The following is an 18,428-nucleotide window of genomic DNA, read 5'->3' on the forward strand; positions in this document are numbered from 1 at the left end:
CACTATTTGTTAAGCTTTTTGCGCCGCTGTTCGGCCCGCTTGATGGTGGATAGTTTTTCGGGCCGCTTCATGGATTTCCAGTGACGGATCTCGTCAATGCTGCGCCCACAGCTGGTGCACATGCCGCCTTTTAACTGGCAAGTGGATAGGCAGGGGCTGTCGATTTTCTTGGCCATCAGTGCCTCGCGGCGCGGGAGCGCAATCTGCGCTGCCAGTCGCCACCGTGGGTGCGCTGGCACGCCTGCTCGCTATCAAAGTCGATATGATGGGAAACGCTATCGAGCGCTACGCCCGCATTAGACACAGCGCTCGCCGTCAAATCGTGCAGACGTTGTTTGGCGTCACCCTTCAGTGCTGAGGCCAGGTGAGCATCAGTATCAAATACCCAGATTACAACCAGGCTTTCAGGGAAATGCTGGTAGTCGACGCAATGAGTTAGCCAAACAAACCCAGCCACCTCCGCTTTGGCCAGCTCGCAGGCATCAGTCAGCGAAGCAACGAGCTGCCGCTCTAGTTTGCCGCGTTCCCGTTTGGCAATCATAAATCTCCCTGATAGGTGGTGTGGCTGATAGGTAGTGTGAGTTAGGTAGTATGAATAGAGAAGTCGTGCGCGCCGCTAGCCCGCTACCGGAAGGCGCCCGGCCAAACCTGTCTCAGTGCCAAACGCCAGCCAGTTGCCATCCGATGACCAGCATAGGGTGGTAATCGCACCATTGCCGGACGGTTTAACGACGACTTCCTGGTCGCGTAGGGGCTCTGCGATGATGATTTGACCGTTATCGTAACCGATCGCGAGGATAGCGTGCTTGGGATCTCCGGCAACGGCGGTAACTAAGGCGCTGGTCGATTCACCCGGCGTTAGTGGTTCACGTCCTTTGGGCCCTTTGCGGCCCTTGAACGACCAGCACGGCGCACAGGGGCTACCGCTGGTGGCCAAATAGCGGCCACCATAAAACCAGGCCCACGACTTCACCTTTGCGCTATAGCCACTCATAAACAGAGCGTCACTGTCCTCCAGTCGCCAACCGCGTAGACACTCTTCCTGCATGGCAGATATAACGAATCGACTATCAGGACTCCAGGTAACCGCCAGGTGCGAACCAGGGCACTTAAGTATCACCGGTGTCGAATCCGCCGAGCGTGTGGAGCAGAGGGTGACGCCACCGTAATGGGCTACCGCCATTCGGTAACCGTTAGGTGCAAAACAGATGCCGCCTACCGTACTGGGAAATTCACGCACCAGCGGCTGGCCTGTCTCGCCATACAAGTGCAGCCGCTTGCCTTCGGTACAGGCCATTACGCCATTGGCGTGGCTGGCCACGTGGTCAATCCAGCGCCCCTGGAAAACGGCCAGCTCATTGAGCGTGCCATCGGCGTCGATACGCATAAAGCGGCCGTCATCGCCGCCGCTCAGAAACCCCGTTTTCGGCGCGCTGGAAAGGCTCAGCACACCCCCTTGGTGGGCTTGAATGGCTAATGGCTCCTGATCGGCATCAACGGCTAACAGACGCACGCTGCCATCACCAAGGGCAAAGGCCAGGTTGTTCGCCTTATCAAAACAGGCGGATAGCACATACGCCGGCCACTGCCACTGACTCCCCAACTGCTCAAGGATGGAGGTCGCCTGACTCATAACAGCCCCTGGGGTGCACTCACGTTTTGGATACACGCCTCGAACCCGGACCGCAGTTTAGCTTCATCCAGGTCACGACCAATAAACACCAGGCGGCTATGGCGCGGCTCACTGCTCGTCCACGGCTGGGTAAATATCCCGTTGGCCAGCATATGCACGCTCTGGAACACGTAGCGATTGGGCTGATCCAGCAGATGTAGAATCCCCTTGCAGCGCAGAATATTCACCCCGTCGGTACGCAGCACTTCCGTGATCCAGGCATCAAATCGCTCGGGGAGCAGCGGCTGAGTCGCCGTCAACGAGATACTCTTGACCAGATCATCATGCTCATGGGCATGCTCTTCGGTCAGAAACCCCGGCTCCAGCGAGACGATCCTTTCCAGATCAAACGCGCCCAGGTCGAGCACCTCAGAAAGATCGACATCGCAGTGGTTGGCTGTCACGACTTTTGCATATGGGTTGATGGTGTGAATCCGAGCAATGAGGGCCTGCTGCTCTTGCTCATCGATAAGATCGATCTTGTTGAGGATAATGACGTCGGCAAACGCCACCTGCTCAGCCGCTTCAGGGCTATCGCTAAGCCGAGCGGGGAGGTGCTTGGCGTCGGTGACGGTCACCACGGCATCCAACGCCGTTTTGCTGCGCACATCGTCATCAACGAAGAACGTCTGCGCCACGGGGGCCGGGTCAGCGAGCCCCGTCGTTTCAATAATCACCGCGTCAAAGCGGTCAAGGCGCTTCATCAAGCCTGAAATAATGCGTATCAGATCACCGCGAACGGTGCAGCAGATACAGCCATTATTCATCTCGAAGACTTCTTCATCAGCGCCCACGACCAGGTCGTTATCAATCCCCAGCTCGCCAAACTCATTGACGATCACCGCGTAGCGTTTGCCGTGATCCTCAGAAAGGATGCGGTTGAGTAAGGTTGTTTTGCCAGACCCTAAATAGCCTGTCAGTACGGTAACCGGGACTTTTTCCATGATGAACTCCTGCTTAATCGACAATTATTCATATGTTATAACATATCTAAATTGCCCGGCAGAACCCTCGTTTCAGCAAGACAGAGAAAGCCGATGCAAGCGACGAAGAAAACGTCAGCAGGTAAGGCGCACCCGAATAAAGTGCGCCTGGGCATCTTAAGCGTTTGCCGGCCTGGCTCGGTACTGCCACACCAGCACCATCACAGGCACCAGCGCGACAGGGATCAACAGCAGGTTAAGTGTCGCCCAGCCCAAGCCGCTTACTAAGGGTCCGGCGAGCAACGCGGTCATCGCGGCGGTACCAAACACTAAAAATTCGTTGGCGGCCTGAGTGCGTGCTTTATCCACTGGGCGATAGCTTTCGGTGAGCAGGCCGGTGGCAGGCAGGAAGGTGAAGTTCCAACCCAGACCCAGCAGAATCAGCGCCACGTTAAAGCCAGCGATCCCCACACCCAACTGAGCAACCAAGGTGCTTGCCACCAGCAGCAGGCAGCCTGCCACAATGACCTGTTTAGCCCCGAAGCGGCTGGTTAAATGGCCGGTAAAGAAAGAGGGCAGAAACATCGCTACCGCGTGCCACTGAATGGTCATGGAAACATGGTGAAAATGGTGACCCGCACTCTCCATCGCCAGCGGCGTTGCGGTCATGGCCAGGTTCATCACGCCGTAGCCGACCGTCGCCGCGCTCACCGCCACAATAAATCCAGGTTGGCGGAGTATCTTACCCAGCGGCAGTGCGACGCCTTCGCCGTGGGTGCGGGATGCGGGCGGCAGTTGCGTCAACATCAGCACCACCAACGCCAGAGCGTAGAGCACGGCTAAACCAACAAAGCTGCCCAAAAATGGCACCTCGCCCAGCTCACGGCTTACTCTGGCCAGCCACGGCCCGGCAAACGCGGCCAGAACGCCGCCGCCCATCACCAAACCAATCGCCCGATCGCGCATCGCGGCAGGGGCGGCTTCCACCGCAGCAAAGCGATAGAGCTGACCAAAGCCAATGCCGATGCCAATTAGCCAGGTGGCCAACAAGAACAGCCCAAAGCGCTCGCCGATTAGCGCCTGCACGGCGACCAGAGCACCCACCAGTCCCACTAGGTTGCCCAGTATAAAGCCGCGCTTTCGGCCCAACTTGGCCATGATTAATGAGGCGGGAATGGTGGCACACATTAGCCCCAGCCACTGGGTAGCAACCGGCGCAGTCGACCATGACGCACTTGGCGCCAAAGACGCCCCAATCAGCGGCGAAACGGCAATCAGCAAAACATTGCCGGTCACCAGCAGCGCTTGGCAGAGCGATAATAGAGTGACGGTTAAAGGCATGAGACGCTCTCCTGGATAGGGTCATCAGTATGGGAAGACGCAAAGCGCTGGCGATAGACCGAGGGTGATACGCCGTAGTAGCGCTGAAACTGGCGGCGCAGCTGCTCGGCGCCGCCCAGCCGCCAGCGTTGTGCCAAGCGTTCAAGGGATAAGTTTTCGCGCCGGTTCAGCAGCGCCAAGCGCGCTTGTTCAAGGCGTAGCTGGGTCAGGTAAGCGCCGGGGGTGGTATTTAAGTAGCGCCTAAATAGCCGGGTTAAATGGCGCGGGGAGACCGCCATCAGGTCGGCCATGCTCTCAAGCCCGTGATCTACGCTGGGGTCGGCGTGGAGTTGATCCAGCAAGCGGCGCAGCGGCCCCGCCTCTTGTTGGTGTCGCAGTATCTCGCTGAACTGCGACTGCCCACCTGGGCGCTGTAAAAACACCACTAGTTCACGGGCCACTCGACCGGCTAGATCAGCACCGTGATCTGCCTCTAGCAGCGAAAGCGCCAAATCAATCCCCGCCGTTACACCGGCGCTGGTGTAGCGGCCGTTGCTTTCGATATAGAGTGCATCGGGCTCGACGCTTAGTGCGGGGTACTCCTCGGCCAATTGCTGCGCATGGCGCCAGTGGGTAGTGACCCGGCAGCCATCCAGCAGCCCCGCGGCAGCTAACAAAAACGCCCCGGAGCAGATAGATCCTAGCCGCCTCACATCTGGGGCCACCTCACAAAGCACTTGCTTCACTGCGGCTATTTCACGCTGCTGTATTACCCCACTTCCGCCCGCCACTAACAGCGTATCCAGAGGCAGTAACTGGGTAAGTTGGTGGTAGGTGTGCGTAGCGTGCACGGCTAGGCCGCCGTTAGTGGCAACCGGGCCGACGGCATCGGCGACCAGGGTTAACTGATAGAGCGGCTGGGGGCTTAGCGCATTGGCGCTGGCAAACACCTGCCAGGGGCCGCTGACATCCAGCAGTTGGCAGTCGGGGTAGGCAAATAGAGCAACATGGCGAGTCACAGTCTCTCTCCGCTAACGGGGAATCGAAGCATTAGAGAGAGTGTCAGCGCTGTGCCCTATGTCGGCAAGGACCATTACCCCACCGTTTCGGACATCTCTATAAAAAGCGCTACATTCGGATCAGCCCGTCCTTTCTAACGGCGCCTCCATCCTGCGTACGCTGGAAACGAAATCACTAAAGCGCTCGCCCTGAATCAATACATGATCGCTCAGCGCTTGCTGCGCCGCCACGGGGTCGCCCCGCTCAATGGCTTCCACGATGGTTTGGTGCTCGCTGAGAGAATTATTCACCCGCTGGCGTACCTGCAGCTGTAGGCGCCGGTAAGGCTTTAAACGCTGTTTCAGCTGACGCGCTTCGCTGGCTAAAAAGGCATTGTGGCTAGCGGTGTAGATACAGTCGTGAAACCCTTCGTTTTCGTAGTAATACTCATCGCTGTCGCCGGCCAGAGCCGCCGCTTCGCAGCGTTGATGCGCTTCTCTTAACGCGGCCAACTCTGGCTCGGTAATCCGGCGTGCCGCCAAGCGTCCGCACATGCCTTCAAGCTCCGCCATTACCTCAAACATTTCGATCAGTTGATCAATGCCCACCTTGGCCACGAAGGTGCCCTTCTTCGGTGAAACAGTGACCAAACCACTCGCTACCAGTTGCTGAAAGGCTTCGCGCACAGGTGTTCGCGAGACCTGAAACTCACGGCCCAAGGCTTCCGGGTCCAGGCGTTCCCCTGGCACACGGCGGCCATTAATAATGTCATCCTCAAGAGAATCTCTTAATCGCTGAGCGTTGGAACGCTTGGTGCCCGTCATGTTTTACCTCCTTGGATCGCGACTCACCTTAGCCGTTTTAATGCTGTCGTACAGTTGACATTAGCATACGTAGCGCCTATTGATATATATATCAGCTCGACTGATAGATACATATAGTCCATCCAAACACACAAAAACAACTGTTGGAGACGCCACATGCAACGCTATTTGATCTCAACTGCTGCCGCCCTAGGCCTCGCTATTGCGGCTTCCCACGCTTCTGCCGATACCGTGCTTCGCGCGTCACATCAATTCCCCGGTGGTCAGGGGGATGTGCGCGATGAAATGGTGCAGATGATGGCCCGCCACGTGGCCGATGCAGACGTTGGCCTAACCATTGAAGTCTACCCCGGCCAATCGCTGTTTAAAGCGCGCGAACAGTGGGGTGCTCTAGCACGTGGCCGCCTGGATATCACTTCGCTGCCGCTGGATTACGCCAGCGGTCGGCACCCAGAGTTCTCTGCCACGCTGATGCCAGGCTTAGTGCGCAACCAGGCACATGCGCAGCGTCTGAATGACTCCGAATACATGGAGATGATCAAAGCGGTGATCCTCGATGGCGGTGCCCGTGTGCTCTCCGATGCGTGGCTGTCGGGCGGCTTTGCCTCTAGCGAGCAGTGCATTACCTCACCCGATACCGTCGATGGCCAGAACCTGCGAGCCGCAGGCCCCGCGTTTGAAGAGATGCTGGAAGCCGCCGGCGCCTCCATCGCCTCAATGCCCTCTTCCGAGGTTTACACCGCCATGCAAACCGGCGTTCTGGACGCCGCCAACACCTCGTCGATGTCGTTTATTTCTTTCCGTCTCTACGAGCAGGTCGAGTGTTTGACCGAGCCGGGCGACTTCGCGCTGTGGTTCATGTACGAGCCGATCCTGATCTCCGAGCAAATTTGGCAAGGGCTGAATGAAGAGCAGCAGGCGGCACTGATGGAAGCCGGTGAGGCAGCAGAGGCCTTCTTTGCTGAAGAAGCCGCCGCCATTGATCAGGAGATGGTCGAGCTTTACGAGGAGAACGGCGTAGAGGTCGTTAGCATGAGCGAAGACGACTACAACGCCTGGCTGGAAATCGCCCGTGAGACCTCCTACAAAAACTTTGCCGACAATGTTCCCAATGGCCAAGCCATTATCGATGCGGCGCTGGCCGTCGAGTAAGCAACCTATGAACGCCTAACGGCTCGGCTGCCCTTCGGGGTAGCCGTTTTCAACTGATGCTTGCTTAGCTTGGCGAAATAACCAGCTTGTCGAGGGAATTATGGCACCTGCAACGACTCACAATGCCCTTGCGCGAGGGGGCATCATTGGCGGCTACATTCGCGTCATGGATAAGCTTTCTCGGCTTTCCGCCTATTTGGCCTGCGCCATGTTTATCGCTGGCGTATTAGTGATTTGTCAGATGGTATTTATTCGCTACTTACTCGGAATGAGTACTAGTTGGCAGACCGAATTTACCATCTTCTCAGTAACGGCAGCGATGTTGATGGGGAGCCCTTATGTGCTAATGACCGGTGGGCACGTGGCTATCACCATTGTTCCCGATGCGCTGGGCGGTATTACCCGCACCATCATGCGCTTGATCGCTTCGCTGTTTGGATTAGGTTTCTGTGCCGCCTTGGCGTATGCCAGCTGGGTCTATGTTTTTGAGGCGCTCCACGGCGGGTGGACCACGGGTTCAGTCTGGAATCCACCGCTCTGGCCTGCCCTGCTGCCCATGGCCGTCGGTGCCACCCTGCTGTCGCTGCAGTATGTGGCTGAAATTTTGCGTGGGGAGAACTAAGCATGGATCCCATTACCTTAGGCATTATTGTCGCCATCGCGCTGATTGCGCTGATGGCCATTGGTACCCCTATCGCTTTCGCCCTGGGCGGTGTCTCGCTGCTGGCGTTGCTCTATGACCGTGGCCTTTCCGAGCTCACCTACTTCGGTGAAACCTTTTTTGACCGCATCGCCGAGTTTGGTTTTGTCGCCATTCCGATGTTTATTCTGATGGGCGCCGCGGTGGCCTCCTCCCCCACCGGGCGCGATCTGTATCGCTCGCTGGATCTCTGGATGGGCAAGCTGCCCGGCGGCTTGGCGGTTTCCAATATCGGCGCCTGCTCTATCTTTGCTGCGCTTTCGGGATCATCCCCCGCCACCTGTGCGGCGATTGGTAAAATGGGCATTCCCGAAATGCGCATGCGCGGCTACCCGGATGGCGTGGCGGCGGGCTGCATTGCCGCGGGCGGCACCTTGGGCATCCTGATTCCGCCGTCGGTCACCATGATTATCTACGGCATCTCCACCGAAACCTCTATTGGTCGACTGTTTATTGCCGGGGTAGTGCCGGGCTTTATGCTTGCGGGCCTGTTCATGATCTGGACGATGATCGCCTGCAAGATGGCGGGTGGCTATAACAACCCGATGGCGGAGTCCGTCGAACGGCTAAAACAGAACGTTAAGCAGAATGTTGATACCAACCTGAAAGCCCTCGTCCGTGTTCTGCCTTTCCTGGGCGTGGTCGCGGGTATTCTATTTGCCTTGTATGGCGGGGTGGCAACACCTTCGGAAGCAGCGGGCGTGGGTGCATTCCTCTGTCTGGCACTGGCTATTCTGATCTACCGCATGTGGCAGTTGGGGCCGATCAAACTGATTATGCGCGACTCGCTGCGCGAAAGCGTGATGATCATGCTGGTGATCGCCACCGCCGAAGTGTTCGCCTATGCGCTCTCCTCGATGTTTATCACCCAAACCGTGGCCGCCGCGATTGCTGATCTGGAGATTAACCGCTGGGCGCTGATGGGGGTGATTAACCTCTTTCTACTGGTGGCCGGTTTCTTCCTGCCTCCCGTGGCCGTGATCGTGATGACCGCGCCGATTCTGTTACCCATTATCCTGGCGGCTAACTTCGACCCCTACTGGTTTGCGGTGATTTTGACCATCAACCTGGAAATCGGCCTGATCACTCCGCCGGTGGGTCTCAACCTGTTCATTATTAAAGGCATCGCGCCGGATATCTCGCTGCGCGACATTCTGATGGGAAGCTTGCCCTACGCGCTGTGCATGGTGCTGGGTATCTTGCTGCTGTGTCTCTTCCCAGGCATCGCGCTTTGGCTACCTAACTTGATCATGGGTTAAGGAGTTCGACCATGAACATGCTGTTTTTGCAGGAGCTGTTCAACAACATCACCCAACGTGATGCGTTGTTGCGCCGCCGCCAACACGAAACGTCAACGCCCGACCATCAGCAGTTGGTCAAAGCCTGCCAGAAGCTGCTGGAAAGCGATGGCGAAGCCTCCAGCATCGCGCTGGCAAGCCGCGCTTTGGCGATTTATCAGCGCCTTTCACCGGTTGAGAAAAGTAGCTTTTTTGCCCGTTTAACGACGGACTTTGCTGCCGAACCTGGCCCCATTGATGCAGCCTATCTGGCGTATCAAGAGGTTCGCGACAACCAATCACTGCAGCGCCTTTTTGAAGCCTGTGAGCCACGCAGGCAGGAGCTTTTCCGGCGTTTAAACCTAGCCAGCGACGGTACTTATGAGCTGGTTAAAATGCGTGAGGATCTGTTGGCGCTGCTGCGCGAACAGCCGGAACTGGCGGCCATCGACGACGACTTTGCTCACCTGTTCGGCTCCTGGTTCAACCGCGGCTTTTTGATGCTCAAGCGCATTGACTGGAACACCCCCGCGTCAATTCTAGAGAAGATCATTCGCTACGAGGCGGTACACGAAATTCAGGACTGGGACGATCTGCGCCGGCGATTGGATGCCCGTGACCGTCGCTGTTTCGCCTTCTTCCACCCAGCGATTGGCGACGAGCCGCTAATCTTTGTGGAAGTAGCCCTCCACAAGGGTTTGCCAAGCCGTATTCAGCCCATCCTGTCTGGCGAAAGCAGCTATAGCAAAAAAGGGATCGATGAGGCCGAGGATGCCGATACTGCGGCGTTCTTTGGCATCAGCAACTGCCAGACCGGCCTACGCGGTATCTCCTTCGGTAACTTTTTGATCAAGCAGGTGGTGCAAGAGCTCTCCCAGGAGCTGCCGCAGCTAAAATATTTCGTCACCCTCTCGCCGGTGCCCGGCTTCGCCCAGTGGTTGCAAGAACAACGTCATGATGAGCAGCTTCCCTCCTCACTGCGTAAATCGCTCAAAGGACTTGAAACCGCTGGATGGCATCAGGACAACGCGCTTGAAGAGCAGCTCAAAGCCGCGATCCGCCCGCTGGCCGCCCGCTATCTCATCGAAGAGAAGAATCGCCATGGCCTGCCACTCAACCCAGTGGCTCGCTTTCACCTCGGCAACGGCGCCGAACTCCACCGCATTAACTGGTTGGGCGATATCTCCGACAAAGGCTTTAAACAAGCCGCAGGCCTGATGGTCAACTACCTCTACGTGCTGGACGATATCGAACGCAACCACGAAAACTATACCGCCAAGGCGACCGTTGCTTGCTCAAATGAGGTGCGCGATCTCGCCAAACGCGCCCGCAAGCTGGCCAAGGGAGAGACCACCAAATGAGCCACAACCTATTTGAAACCTTTGCTGCCAAAATGCGCGAGCGTGCAGAGGCCGATTTCATTACCACCCGCGATGGCCGACGCTATCGCTACGCCGATGCGCTGACCATCAGCGCCCAGCTTGCCGGTGCGCTAACCGAGCTAGGCGTTAAGCAAGGCGACCGGGTCGCCGTGCAAGTGGATAAAAGCCCTGAGGCGATACTGCTTTACCTGGCCTGCCTGCGCATCGGCGGTGTCTATCTACCGCTTAATACGGGCTATACCGGCGATGAGATTCGCTACTTCTTGAACGACGCCGAGCCCGCGCTGTTTGTTTGCCGCCCTAAATTACTCGAAGAGGCACAGGCGCTTGCCGCTGAAACCGGCTGTCCTGCGGTGGCTACCATGGGTAGCGCTGGTGATGGCAGCCTAATGGAAGCCGCTCGCACTGCAGCGCCAAGAGAGGATATCGTGGCACTTGGCGAGCGCGACCTGGCCGCGATTCTTTACACATCCGGCACCACCGGGCGCTCCAAAGGCGCCATGCTAACGCACAAAAACCTCGCCTCTAACGCCGAGACCCTGGCCAAAGCCTGGCACTTTAGCGCGGATGATCGGTTGATCCATGCACTGCCGATCTTCCACACCCACGGCTTATTCGTCGCCTGCAACGTCACCCTGATGGCGGGCGCCAGCATGCTCTTCCTGCCCAAGTTTGATGCCGATGTCATTTTTGAAGAGTTACCCCGTGGCAGCGTGATGATGGGCGTTCCCACGTTCTATACCCGGCTGGTGCAGGACGAACGACTGACCCCAGAAGCGACTGCCCATATACGGCTGTTCGTTTCCGGCTCTGCCCCGCTCACCGCCGAGACCCATGAAGCCTTTGAAGCCAAAACCGGCCATGCGATTCTTGAGCGCTATGGTATGACCGAAACCAATATGAACCTCTCCAACCCTTATGAAGGCGCACGGCAAGCAGGTACCGTGGGTATGCCGCTACCCGGTGTGGAGATGCGTATTACCAATCGCGAAACCGGCGATGAAGTGCCTTTGGGTGAAATTGGCATGCTGCAGATTCGCGGCCCTAATGTGTTTATCGGCTACTGGCGAATGCCTGAAAAAACCCGTGAAGAGCTATTAGACGATGGCTTTTTCATTACCGGCGATCTCGCCATGGTCGACGAGCAGGGCTATGTGCATATTGTGGGTCGCGACAAGGATCTGGTGATTTCCGGCGGCTACAACGTCTACCCAAAAGAAGTGGAGCAGGTGATCGACGAGCTCGATCAAGTCGCTGAATCCGCCGTCATCGGCCTACCCCATCCTGACTTTGGCGAGGGCGTAACCGCCGTAGTGGTGCGCCAGCAAGGTGCGCTTGAAGAAAATCAGCTTAATGAAGATAAGGTGATCAGCCACTTAGACGGTCGGCTAGCCAAGTATAAGCAGCCCAAACGGGTCTTCTTTGTCGATGAGCTACCCCGCAACACCATGGGCAAAGTGCAGAAAAATGAGCTGCGCAAGCAGTTTAACGACACTTACCGCACTCCTTAGTCGCCCGTCCTGCCAGCATACTTTTAACAGCCTTTTGCCCCGCCGCGTGCGGGGCTTTTGCTACGGCTTTGCTGGGAAAAGGAACCATTTGCTCTACTAAGTGTTAAGGTGAAACTACTTAACGAACGATGGAGCAAATCACCTTGACTACGCCTACCGTCACGAGCGGCATCACTGCCAGCGAACTCTATAAATTAGTCAGCCAGCCAGCATCCGCCAGCAGCGAAAACGCGACCATTGAGTGGCCCGAAGCGACCATTAGCCTGGATGAGACGAACCAGACGCTGATCTGGGAGCTCAACGACTACGGCAACTTGCCGATCACCCTCTCGCGCAGCGAAAATGAGTGGGTCGCCATGGCGCCCATTGTGGCCGTCGACAGCGTCAAAAACAGCGCAGAACTTAACGAAGTGCTGCTGCGCCAGGGCATCTCGTTACCGCTGGCCTCTGTGGGTATTGTCGAGATCGACGGGCACGACTTTTATGTGGCATACGGACAGTTGTTTGGCGACTCCAAGCTTGAGTCAATTTGCGCTGAGCTACACGCCACGGCCAGTGCAGCCATGGACGTCGCCGAACTGATACAAACGCACTTCGCCTAACGTTTACCCATTGTTCGTCTATTATCCAAATCACCGTTATCAATGAGTGTCACCACCCAGGTGACGTATAAGCGAGATTATTTATGTTAAGCAAAATCATGACCGCCCTGCGTGGCAAAGCGACTGAAACCGGTCAAACAGTGGTAGATTCCCAGGCCCTGCGCATTTTAGACCAGGAAATCCGCGACTCGGAAAATCACCTGAACCAGTCTAAAACCGAGCTCACCCGCTTGATGGGCCAGCGCCAACTAAACAGCAATAAAGCCGACACGCTGGAAAGCAAAATCGCCGAGCTGGAAAAAAGTGCCGAAGCCGCGCTGGATAAAGGCGAAGAAGCGCTCGCCGTTGAAGTGGCAGAACGTATGGTAGCGCTACAGGATGACCTAGAAGCGGAGCGCGCCATTGTTAGCGAGTACGATGCCAGCATCGAAAAACTGCGCGGTGCCATTCGCGGTACCGACAACCAGCTTCGCCAGCTCAAGCAGCAGGTGAGCGTCGTTAAAGCCACCGAGTCGGCACAAAAAGCCCAATCTGCCGTCGCGTCTCGCCACTCTGGCCAGAACAGTGCGATGAGCAGCGCCATGGAGTCACTCGATCGCATCAAAGAGCGTCAGCAGCTTAATTCGGCGCAAATGCAGGCCGCTGACGATATGGCCGCTGAAGAGAGCGGTAGTTCGCTGGAAGCCCGCCTCAAAGCAGCCGGTGTGGGCGGTCAGGAGCGCAAGGCAGACGACGTGTTAGCACGCCTGAAAGCGAAGAAAAATGCCGCACAAGAGTAAATTCAGCGTTTAAATTTATTAGGGAGCCAGGCCATGTTTAACACCCTCAAGGCACTTTTTCGCGCGACCACGGAAAAGCCACCCGAGCCGAATACAGGCCGCCCGGTGGCCGCGGGCCTGCCTATGGGTGTCAGTCAGGAAGACCTTGAGGGCCTGCGCCTGGATGGGCGCGTCAATATCAAGCTGATCGGCCTGCGTGCCCATCCCGATGCGCTGTTTCGCTGGAACGACGATGACTACCATCATATTGCCGCCGTGGGGCACGTCGACCTTGGTCAAGGAGCGCACCTGGTGCGCTTCTATCTGGATAACGACACCTGGCTGCAGGCCAACATTGAAAACGGCCAGGTGCTTGAATATAAGCTGTTCGACTTTTACCGTGTTACCCATCTCTCGGATGCCGAATTTGATAATTTGATCAACGGTGAAGATAAGCAGCCCGACAGCATCGGCGCCCAAACCATCGCGCTCACCTCAACCACTGAGGAAGCGCGCACTTGCACCTATCAGCGAGTGTGGGGGAATGGCGACAGCCTGTGGTCGCCGCCGGTGGTTTTCGAAGAGCAGGTAATGACCACCGAGAGCGTGTCGGCCCGCCATGTGACCCACCATGCAATGCTCTATGAGCGTACCATCGAAGGCGCTGAGCGTATGGAGTACTTACTGCTGAGCGCAGAAAGCGATGGCGAAGGCAGCTTTATGGTGGTGCACAACGTGGGGGTAGATGTGGCCTCCGTCGATATCGACGCTATGTAATCATTACCGCCGTTTTTTAAATACGTTTTACCTACTACAAAAGGAAACTGCCACCATGGTGAACTACCTCTACGGCTTGCCATCATTTATCGCCTATCTAGTCACGGCGATTTTACTGCTCGCCGCCTTTATGTACTGCTACAGCCGGATTACCCCGCACCACGAATGGACGTTGATTCGCGAAGGTAACGCAGCCGCCGCTTCTGCCTACGGCGGCTCCATTTTAGGCTTTACCATTCCGCTATATAGCGCGATGGCACACTCGATCAGCTTTATCGATTTTGTGCTCTGGGGCGTCGTCGCCTTTATCGTTCAGTTGGCTACCTTCTTCGCGGTTAAGCTGTTTCTACGTAAACAGGGTGAAAGCCTGTCGCAGCACATCACCGAAGGCCACCAGGCCTACGGCATTTTGATGGCCAGCGTGGCCGTGGCAGTCGGCTTACTCAACGCCGCTTCGATGACGTGGTAAAGGAGAGCCTGCATGTCTAAACACGATCACACCCCTCATTTGCCACGCCGCAAGCGCAGCGGACGCTTGTCATTAGCAATGATGGGCGCTAGCGCCTTTGGTCTTACCGCCTGTGGCCAACCGCCCCAGGAAGAACAAATCACCGAGATAGAATTTGACGAGCCGCGCAGCTTTGAAAGCGTTGAAGCCTGTGTCGCTGAAAATGTCTATACCCGCAGCGCCTGTGAAGATGCCTACGAAGCGTCCCTGGAAGCGGTGCCGCGCTATAGCACCCTGGAAGAGTGTGAAGCTGAGAATGGTGAAGGCGCTTGCACCGCGCCAACCGAAGAGCAGTCACAAGCGGCGACGGGTAGCACTGGTGGTAGTTGGTTTATGCCCGCCATGATGGGTTATATGGTCGGCAGCATGATGTCCAACACCAACCGTGGACGCTCCTTCGAGCGGGTTTACCAAGAGCCGGTGTACCGCAATCGTCAAAACCAGGGCAACTGGAACACCGCTACCAATCAGGCGACCCAGCGTGTTACCCAGCGTAATGATGCAATGCGCAGCTCAGTGGCAACCTCTCAGCGCCGCGGCTTTGGCTCACGCTCGTCTGCCCGTGGCGGTTGGGGCTCCTAACCCCTAGGCAAACATTACTATGCTGCGAATCGATATCCCTGAACGAAGCAACTGGAAAGCCCTTGCCCACGAGCTGGGCTTTCATTTTCATACCATTGACGGGGAGCCTTACTGGAAAGAGGACGCCTACTACCAGTTCACCCTAGAGCAGGTAGAGCGAGATATCGAAGAGCCTACCGAAGCAGTGCATGAGATGTGCATGGAGCTGGTGGACAAGGTCTGCCATTCCAATGCGCTTATGCAGCGTTTGGCGCTGCCCGAACATATGTGGGACAGCATCCACAACTCGTGGAAGTCAGGTCAGCCGCACCTCTACGGGCGTATGGATTTTGCCTATTCAGGCGATGGACCGGCGAAACTGCTGGAGCTCAACTACGACACCCCTACCTCGCTCTACGAAGCGGGCTTTTTTCAGTGGGTGTGGCTTGAGCAAGCTATCCAGCAAGGCATCCTGCCCCGCCATGCTGATCAGTACAACTCGATTCAAGAGCGCCTGCTCAATGCCATGGCGCACCTTGGCGACCGCATAGAAGCGCGCACACTTTACTTCTCCTGCATCAAAGATAACCCCGAAGAGCGTGCCACCGTGCACTACTTGCAGGATGTCGCGGTACAGGCCGGTCTTAACGCGCCGTTTATCTACACTGAAGATATTGGCCTGCGCCCTGGAGCTGAGCACTTTGTAGACTTGGATAACCAGCCCATCCACGCGCTGTTCAAACTCTACCCCTGGGAAGAGATGGCCGACGATGCATTTGGCGAGTATATCCCGCAGTTAAACACCCACTGGTTTGAGCCACCCTGGAAAGCGATTCTTTCCAATAAGGGAATTCTGCCGCTGCTATGGGAGCATTTTGAGGGCCACCCCAATCTACTACCGGCGTTTTTCGAGAATGCCAATAGCCCGCCGCTGCCAGCAGGCTGGGTGCGCAAACCGTTTTTTTCCCGGGAAGGCAGTAACGTAGAACTGATCACCCCCGCCGGGCAAAGAGAAGCCGTTGATGGCCCCTATACCGACAGCCCATGGATCCGCCAGGCGTACCACCCCATGCCGCGCTTTGGTAACAATCACGCGTTAATTGGCAGTTGGGTGGTGGGTGACCGCGCTTGCGGTATGGGCATTCGCGAAGACGTTGGCCGCATTACCAAAGACTCTTCCTGCTTTGTGCCCCACGCGATTGTCTAAACAGACGTACCAAATTCCGCTTATTAGCGCTGGACATTGCTCCCTAAAAAAGCTGAAATCACTCGTACTACCTTACGTATTGCTTTCGTGAGCAGAGGGGCATCCCCCCTTCACTTTTTTATCCTGAATATTACCCAACAGCATTAACACTAGGGCTTGAAAGCCTAGATGTCGTTGCGTCTTCAGGGCCACCGTTTACTTTGGAGCAACGGCGAACATGATGGCGCGTTGGAAATCCCTACCTTTACGGCTTCGGCTATTCCTCTCCTTTGGGACGGTCTTAGCGCTCGCAATGCTCCTGGCGCTCTATCTTCAAGCGCGTACCCACAGCCAAGCGCGGCTGAACAACCTGCTTAATCAAGAGCTACCGGCACAGGTTGAAGGGCTAGCAGCGCATGTAAACCTTAACCTTAGCCAGGATCTAGCCATTTCCGAAAGCCTGGCCAATAGCTACTTTATTGAGCAGTGGGTGCGCGACGGTCTGCCTGAAGAGCGACAAAACGACATTACCCGCTACCTTGAGCGCCTTATGCAGCAGTTAGACACCGAACTGCTGTTTATCGCCGCTCAATACCGGGGGCGTGGCTACTATTTCCAACTGCGCGATGGCGAATTTCTGCAGCGTGCTATCCAGCCGCCCGGTAGCGAAGACGACTGGTACTACCGTTTTACTGAAAGCGATAACACATACGAGCTGAATTTAGATAGCGACACCTTTTCACCCGATGATGCCTTTGTGTACGTCAATTATCGCAGCGCGGTAAATGCCACCAACGGTCGACCGCTGGTGGTGGCTGGCGCGGGGCTTGATCTATCCCAAATGGCCAGCTTGATTGATGACTTTCGCTTAGGTGACACCGGCCACGCTTCGCTGCTCAGCGCTGAAGGCGAGCTGCTCGTTCGCAGTGGTGAAAATATTGAAACAGCGCCTATTAGCGAGACAGCAGTGGAGTCCTTAGCAGAGGAAACGTCCCAGCGTCTGCTGCCTGATGAACGGCTCCAGGTACAAGAGATTGAGCGCGATGGGCAAACTTTCCTGATTAACACGCGCTGGCTACCCGAACTGCAGCGCTACCTGATGGTGGAAGTCGATAAAGAGGCCTATCTGGCGTCCACCCGTGAGCGCTTTCTGGAGTCCAGCGGCATAGGCCTGCTCATTTTACTCGCCGGGTTACTGGTGCTCTACCCGCTGACCGGCAGCCTCATACGCCCGCTGATTGATTTCCAGCGCCAGCTGAAAGACATCACCCACAGCCTGGATCTTTCGCGGCGGGTCAGCACCGACGACAAAGCGGAACTTGGCGATTTAGCCGATCAAACCAACGAGCTCCTGGAACGACTCTCCCGCGCGATTGCGGCAGTGGCCAAGAACGCTCAAGCACTAACGCAAGTTGCTGACCGGCTCGCGAAAACGGCCGGGCTTTCCGGTGTGCACGGCAGTGATATTGACCATGAGGCGAGCCAAACCATGGCCGCAGCCGTGGAGGAGATGGCCTCTTCGGTGGCTGAAATCACCTCTACCATGGAAGAACTCTCTACCTCATCAACCCAAATTGCCGACCACTCCCAATCGGTGGTCGACGTTGCCAACCAGACCCTGGAACGCAGCCGTAAAGGCAGTTCGGCCATGCAGCTGCTACAGTCAAAAATGCAGGATATTCGCAGCGACAGCGAGCAGAGCCTGAGCGAGATCATGACGCTGGGGGCGAAATCCAAACAGATCAACAAGGTCATGGAGTTGATCAACACCCTGGCCGCCCAGACCAAGCTGATCGCCTTTAATGCTGCCTTGGAAGCCTCGAGTGCCGGGGAGTCAGGGCGTCGCTTTTCCGTCGTTGCCAGCGAAATACGCCGCCTGGCAGACAGCGTGACCGACTCTACCCAAGAGATCGAAGCGCATACCGATGATATTCAGACGGCGATTAATCGCTTGGTAGTGGCCTCTGAAAAAGGCGCCACCTCAATCGAGCAGGGCGTTGAAGCAAGCATGAGCACCGCCCAGGATCTCGAGGCGCTGCTTAAGGCGGCGAGCCAAACCAGCAGCGCGGCCCAACAGATATCGCTGTCTACTCAGCAGCAAAAAACCGCCAGTAGCCAGGTGGTGATGGCGCTGCGCGATATCGATACGGCCAGTTCACGTAACGCACACTCGGTGCGCAGCATTACCGACATCAGCCAGGACATGATCCATATGTCGGCTGAGCTAAACGCGCTGGTGCAGGAGTTCACCCTAACAAATAAAGACCGCTGATAAG

Annotated in this window: 19 protein-coding genes; 12 read left to right on the forward strand and 7 right to left on the reverse strand. The window is 56.6% G+C overall.

Annotated features, from left to right (window positions below):
• Positions 1-2 precede the first annotated feature (2 nt).
• The 7 genes from ACXUPB_RS18315 to ACXUPB_RS18345 all read right to left on the reverse strand — a co-directional run bounded on the left by ACXUPB_RS18315 (position 3) and on the right by ACXUPB_RS18345 (position 5,738).
• Positions 3-176: a DUF1289 domain-containing protein gene (locus ACXUPB_RS18315; RefSeq protein WP_472953842.1), complete on the reverse strand. Its 174-nt coding sequence runs from the start codon at positions 174-176 to the stop codon at positions 3-5.
• Positions 176-541 (reverse strand): hypothetical protein, encoded by a 366-nt coding sequence (locus ACXUPB_RS18320; protein ID WP_472953843.1) that lies wholly within the window; start codon positions 539-541, stop codon positions 176-178. The genes ACXUPB_RS18315 and ACXUPB_RS18320 overlap by 1 nt, the downstream gene beginning before the upstream one ends.
• 75 nt (positions 542-616) lie before the next feature.
• On the reverse strand, positions 617-1,633 hold the full coding sequence (locus ACXUPB_RS18325; protein ID WP_472953844.1) for a WD40 repeat domain-containing protein: 1,017 nt from the start codon (positions 1,631-1,633) through the stop codon (positions 617-619).
• On the reverse strand, positions 1,630-2,616 hold the full coding sequence (locus ACXUPB_RS18330; protein ID WP_472953846.1) for a CobW family GTP-binding protein: 987 nt from the start codon (positions 2,614-2,616) through the stop codon (positions 1,630-1,632). Before ACXUPB_RS18330 ends, ACXUPB_RS18325 begins: the two co-directional genes overlap by 4 nt.
• A 156-nt stretch (positions 2,617-2,772) precedes the next feature.
• Positions 2,773-3,936 (reverse strand): MFS transporter, encoded by a 1,164-nt coding sequence (locus tag ACXUPB_RS18335; RefSeq protein ID WP_472953847.1) that lies wholly within the window; start codon positions 3,934-3,936, stop codon positions 2,773-2,775.
• On the reverse strand, positions 3,927-4,934 hold the full coding sequence (locus ACXUPB_RS18340; RefSeq protein ID WP_472953849.1) for a GlxA family transcriptional regulator: 1,008 nt from the start codon (positions 4,932-4,934) through the stop codon (positions 3,927-3,929). The genes ACXUPB_RS18335 and ACXUPB_RS18340 overlap by 10 nt, the downstream gene beginning before the upstream one ends.
• A gap of 120 nt (positions 4,935-5,054) precedes the next feature.
• Positions 5,055-5,738, reverse strand: coding sequence for a GntR family transcriptional regulator (locus ACXUPB_RS18345; protein WP_071694359.1), 684 nt, complete (start codon positions 5,736-5,738; stop codon positions 5,055-5,057).
• 156 nt (positions 5,739-5,894) lie between these two features.
• On the opposite strand from ACXUPB_RS18345, the gene dctP reads away from it, so the two are divergent.
• The 12 genes from dctP to ACXUPB_RS18405 all read left to right on the forward strand — a co-directional run bounded on the left by dctP (position 5,895) and on the right by ACXUPB_RS18405 (position 18,424).
• A complete protein-coding gene (gene dctP / locus ACXUPB_RS18350) occupies positions 5,895-6,890 on the forward strand; it encodes a TRAP transporter substrate-binding protein DctP (protein WP_472953850.1) in 996 nt (331 codons plus the stop codon).
• A gap of 100 nt (positions 6,891-6,990) precedes the next feature.
• Positions 6,991-7,512, forward strand: coding sequence for a TRAP transporter small permease subunit (locus ACXUPB_RS18355; RefSeq protein WP_472953851.1), 522 nt, complete (start codon positions 6,991-6,993; stop codon positions 7,510-7,512).
• A gap of 2 nt (positions 7,513-7,514) precedes the next feature.
• Complete coding sequence (locus tag ACXUPB_RS18360; protein ID WP_035580767.1) at positions 7,515-8,849, forward strand: TRAP transporter large permease; 1,335 nt, start codon at positions 7,515-7,517, stop codon at positions 8,847-8,849.
• A gap of 11 nt (positions 8,850-8,860) precedes the next feature.
• The gene (locus ACXUPB_RS18365; RefSeq protein WP_472953854.1) at positions 8,861-10,228 is read left to right on the forward strand and encodes a malonyl-CoA decarboxylase; all 1,368 of its coding nucleotides are present in this window, start codon (positions 8,861-8,863) and stop codon (positions 10,226-10,228) included.
• The gene (locus tag ACXUPB_RS18370; protein ID WP_472953855.1) at positions 10,225-11,760 is read left to right on the forward strand and encodes a malonate--CoA ligase; all 1,536 of its coding nucleotides are present in this window, start codon (positions 10,225-10,227) and stop codon (positions 11,758-11,760) included. Before ACXUPB_RS18365 ends, ACXUPB_RS18370 begins: the two co-directional genes overlap by 4 nt.
• Before the next feature lie 143 nt (positions 11,761-11,903).
• Positions 11,904-12,362 (forward strand): DUF2170 family protein, encoded by a 459-nt coding sequence (locus ACXUPB_RS18375; protein WP_472953856.1) that lies wholly within the window; start codon positions 11,904-11,906, stop codon positions 12,360-12,362.
• Positions 12,363-12,445: 83 nt separating this feature from the next.
• Positions 12,446-13,141, forward strand: a complete 696-nt coding sequence (locus ACXUPB_RS18380; protein WP_472953858.1) for a PspA/IM30 family protein — start codon at positions 12,446-12,448, stop codon at positions 13,139-13,141.
• A 33-nt stretch (positions 13,142-13,174) separates the two neighbouring features.
• The gene (locus ACXUPB_RS18385) at positions 13,175-13,897 is read left to right on the forward strand and encodes a DUF2491 family protein (protein ID WP_472953859.1); all 723 of its coding nucleotides are present in this window, start codon (positions 13,175-13,177) and stop codon (positions 13,895-13,897) included.
• Between the two features lie 55 nt (positions 13,898-13,952).
• Positions 13,953-14,366: a DUF350 domain-containing protein gene (locus tag ACXUPB_RS18390; protein WP_071694368.1), complete on the forward strand. Its 414-nt coding sequence runs from the start codon at positions 13,953-13,955 to the stop codon at positions 14,364-14,366.
• A gap of 12 nt (positions 14,367-14,378) precedes the next feature.
• A complete protein-coding gene (locus ACXUPB_RS18395) occupies positions 14,379-14,987 on the forward strand; it encodes a DUF1190 domain-containing protein (protein WP_035561183.1) in 609 nt (202 codons plus the stop codon).
• A gap of 19 nt (positions 14,988-15,006) precedes the next feature.
• Positions 15,007-16,173: a glutathionylspermidine synthase family protein gene (locus tag ACXUPB_RS18400; RefSeq protein WP_472953860.1), complete on the forward strand. Its 1,167-nt coding sequence runs from the start codon at positions 15,007-15,009 to the stop codon at positions 16,171-16,173.
• A gap of 217 nt (positions 16,174-16,390) precedes the next feature.
• The gene (locus tag ACXUPB_RS18405; RefSeq protein ID WP_472953861.1) at positions 16,391-18,424 is read left to right on the forward strand and encodes a methyl-accepting chemotaxis protein; all 2,034 of its coding nucleotides are present in this window, start codon (positions 16,391-16,393) and stop codon (positions 18,422-18,424) included.
• The last annotated feature ends 4 nt before the right edge of the window (positions 18,425-18,428 follow it).

It is taken from the genome of Vreelandella sp. DA03-1M (assembly GCF_055725665.1).

Coding starts and splice junctions, on each gene's coding strand:
- ACXUPB_RS18315 (WP_472953842.1), bottom strand. CDS start 176: ATGGCCAAGAAAATCGACAGCCCCTGCCTATCCACTTGCCAGTTAAAA.
- ACXUPB_RS18320 (WP_472953843.1), bottom strand. CDS start 541: ATGATTGCCAAACGGGAACGCGGCAAACTAGAGCGGCAGCTCGTTGCT.
- ACXUPB_RS18325 (WP_472953844.1), bottom strand. CDS start 1,633: ATGAGTCAGGCGACCTCCATCCTTGAGCAGTTGGGGAGTCAGTGGCAG.
- ACXUPB_RS18330 (WP_472953846.1), bottom strand. CDS start 2,616: ATGGAAAAAGTCCCGGTTACCGTACTGACAGGCTATTTAGGGTCTGGC.
- ACXUPB_RS18335 (WP_472953847.1), bottom strand. CDS start 3,936: ATGCCTTTAACCGTCACTCTATTATCGCTCTGCCAAGCGCTGCTGGTG.
- ACXUPB_RS18345 (WP_071694359.1), bottom strand. CDS start 5,738: ATGACGGGCACCAAGCGTTCCAACGCTCAGCGATTAAGAGATTCTCTT.
- dctP (WP_472953850.1), top strand. CDS start 5,895: ATGCAACGCTATTTGATCTCAACTGCTGCCGCCCTAGGCCTCGCTATT.
- ACXUPB_RS18355 (WP_472953851.1), top strand. CDS start 6,991: ATGGCACCTGCAACGACTCACAATGCCCTTGCGCGAGGGGGCATCATT.
- ACXUPB_RS18360 (WP_035580767.1), top strand. CDS start 7,515: ATGGATCCCATTACCTTAGGCATTATTGTCGCCATCGCGCTGATTGCG.
- ACXUPB_RS18365 (WP_472953854.1), top strand. CDS start 8,861: ATGAACATGCTGTTTTTGCAGGAGCTGTTCAACAACATCACCCAACGT.
- ACXUPB_RS18370 (WP_472953855.1), top strand. CDS start 10,225: ATGAGCCACAACCTATTTGAAACCTTTGCTGCCAAAATGCGCGAGCGT.
- ACXUPB_RS18380 (WP_472953858.1), top strand. CDS start 12,446: ATGTTAAGCAAAATCATGACCGCCCTGCGTGGCAAAGCGACTGAAACC.
- ACXUPB_RS18385 (WP_472953859.1), top strand. CDS start 13,175: ATGTTTAACACCCTCAAGGCACTTTTTCGCGCGACCACGGAAAAGCCA.
- ACXUPB_RS18390 (WP_071694368.1), top strand. CDS start 13,953: ATGGTGAACTACCTCTACGGCTTGCCATCATTTATCGCCTATCTAGTC.
- ACXUPB_RS18395 (WP_035561183.1), top strand. CDS start 14,379: ATGTCTAAACACGATCACACCCCTCATTTGCCACGCCGCAAGCGCAGC.
- ACXUPB_RS18400 (WP_472953860.1), top strand. CDS start 15,007: ATGCTGCGAATCGATATCCCTGAACGAAGCAACTGGAAAGCCCTTGCC.
- ACXUPB_RS18405 (WP_472953861.1), top strand. CDS start 16,391: ATGATGGCGCGTTGGAAATCCCTACCTTTACGGCTTCGGCTATTCCTC.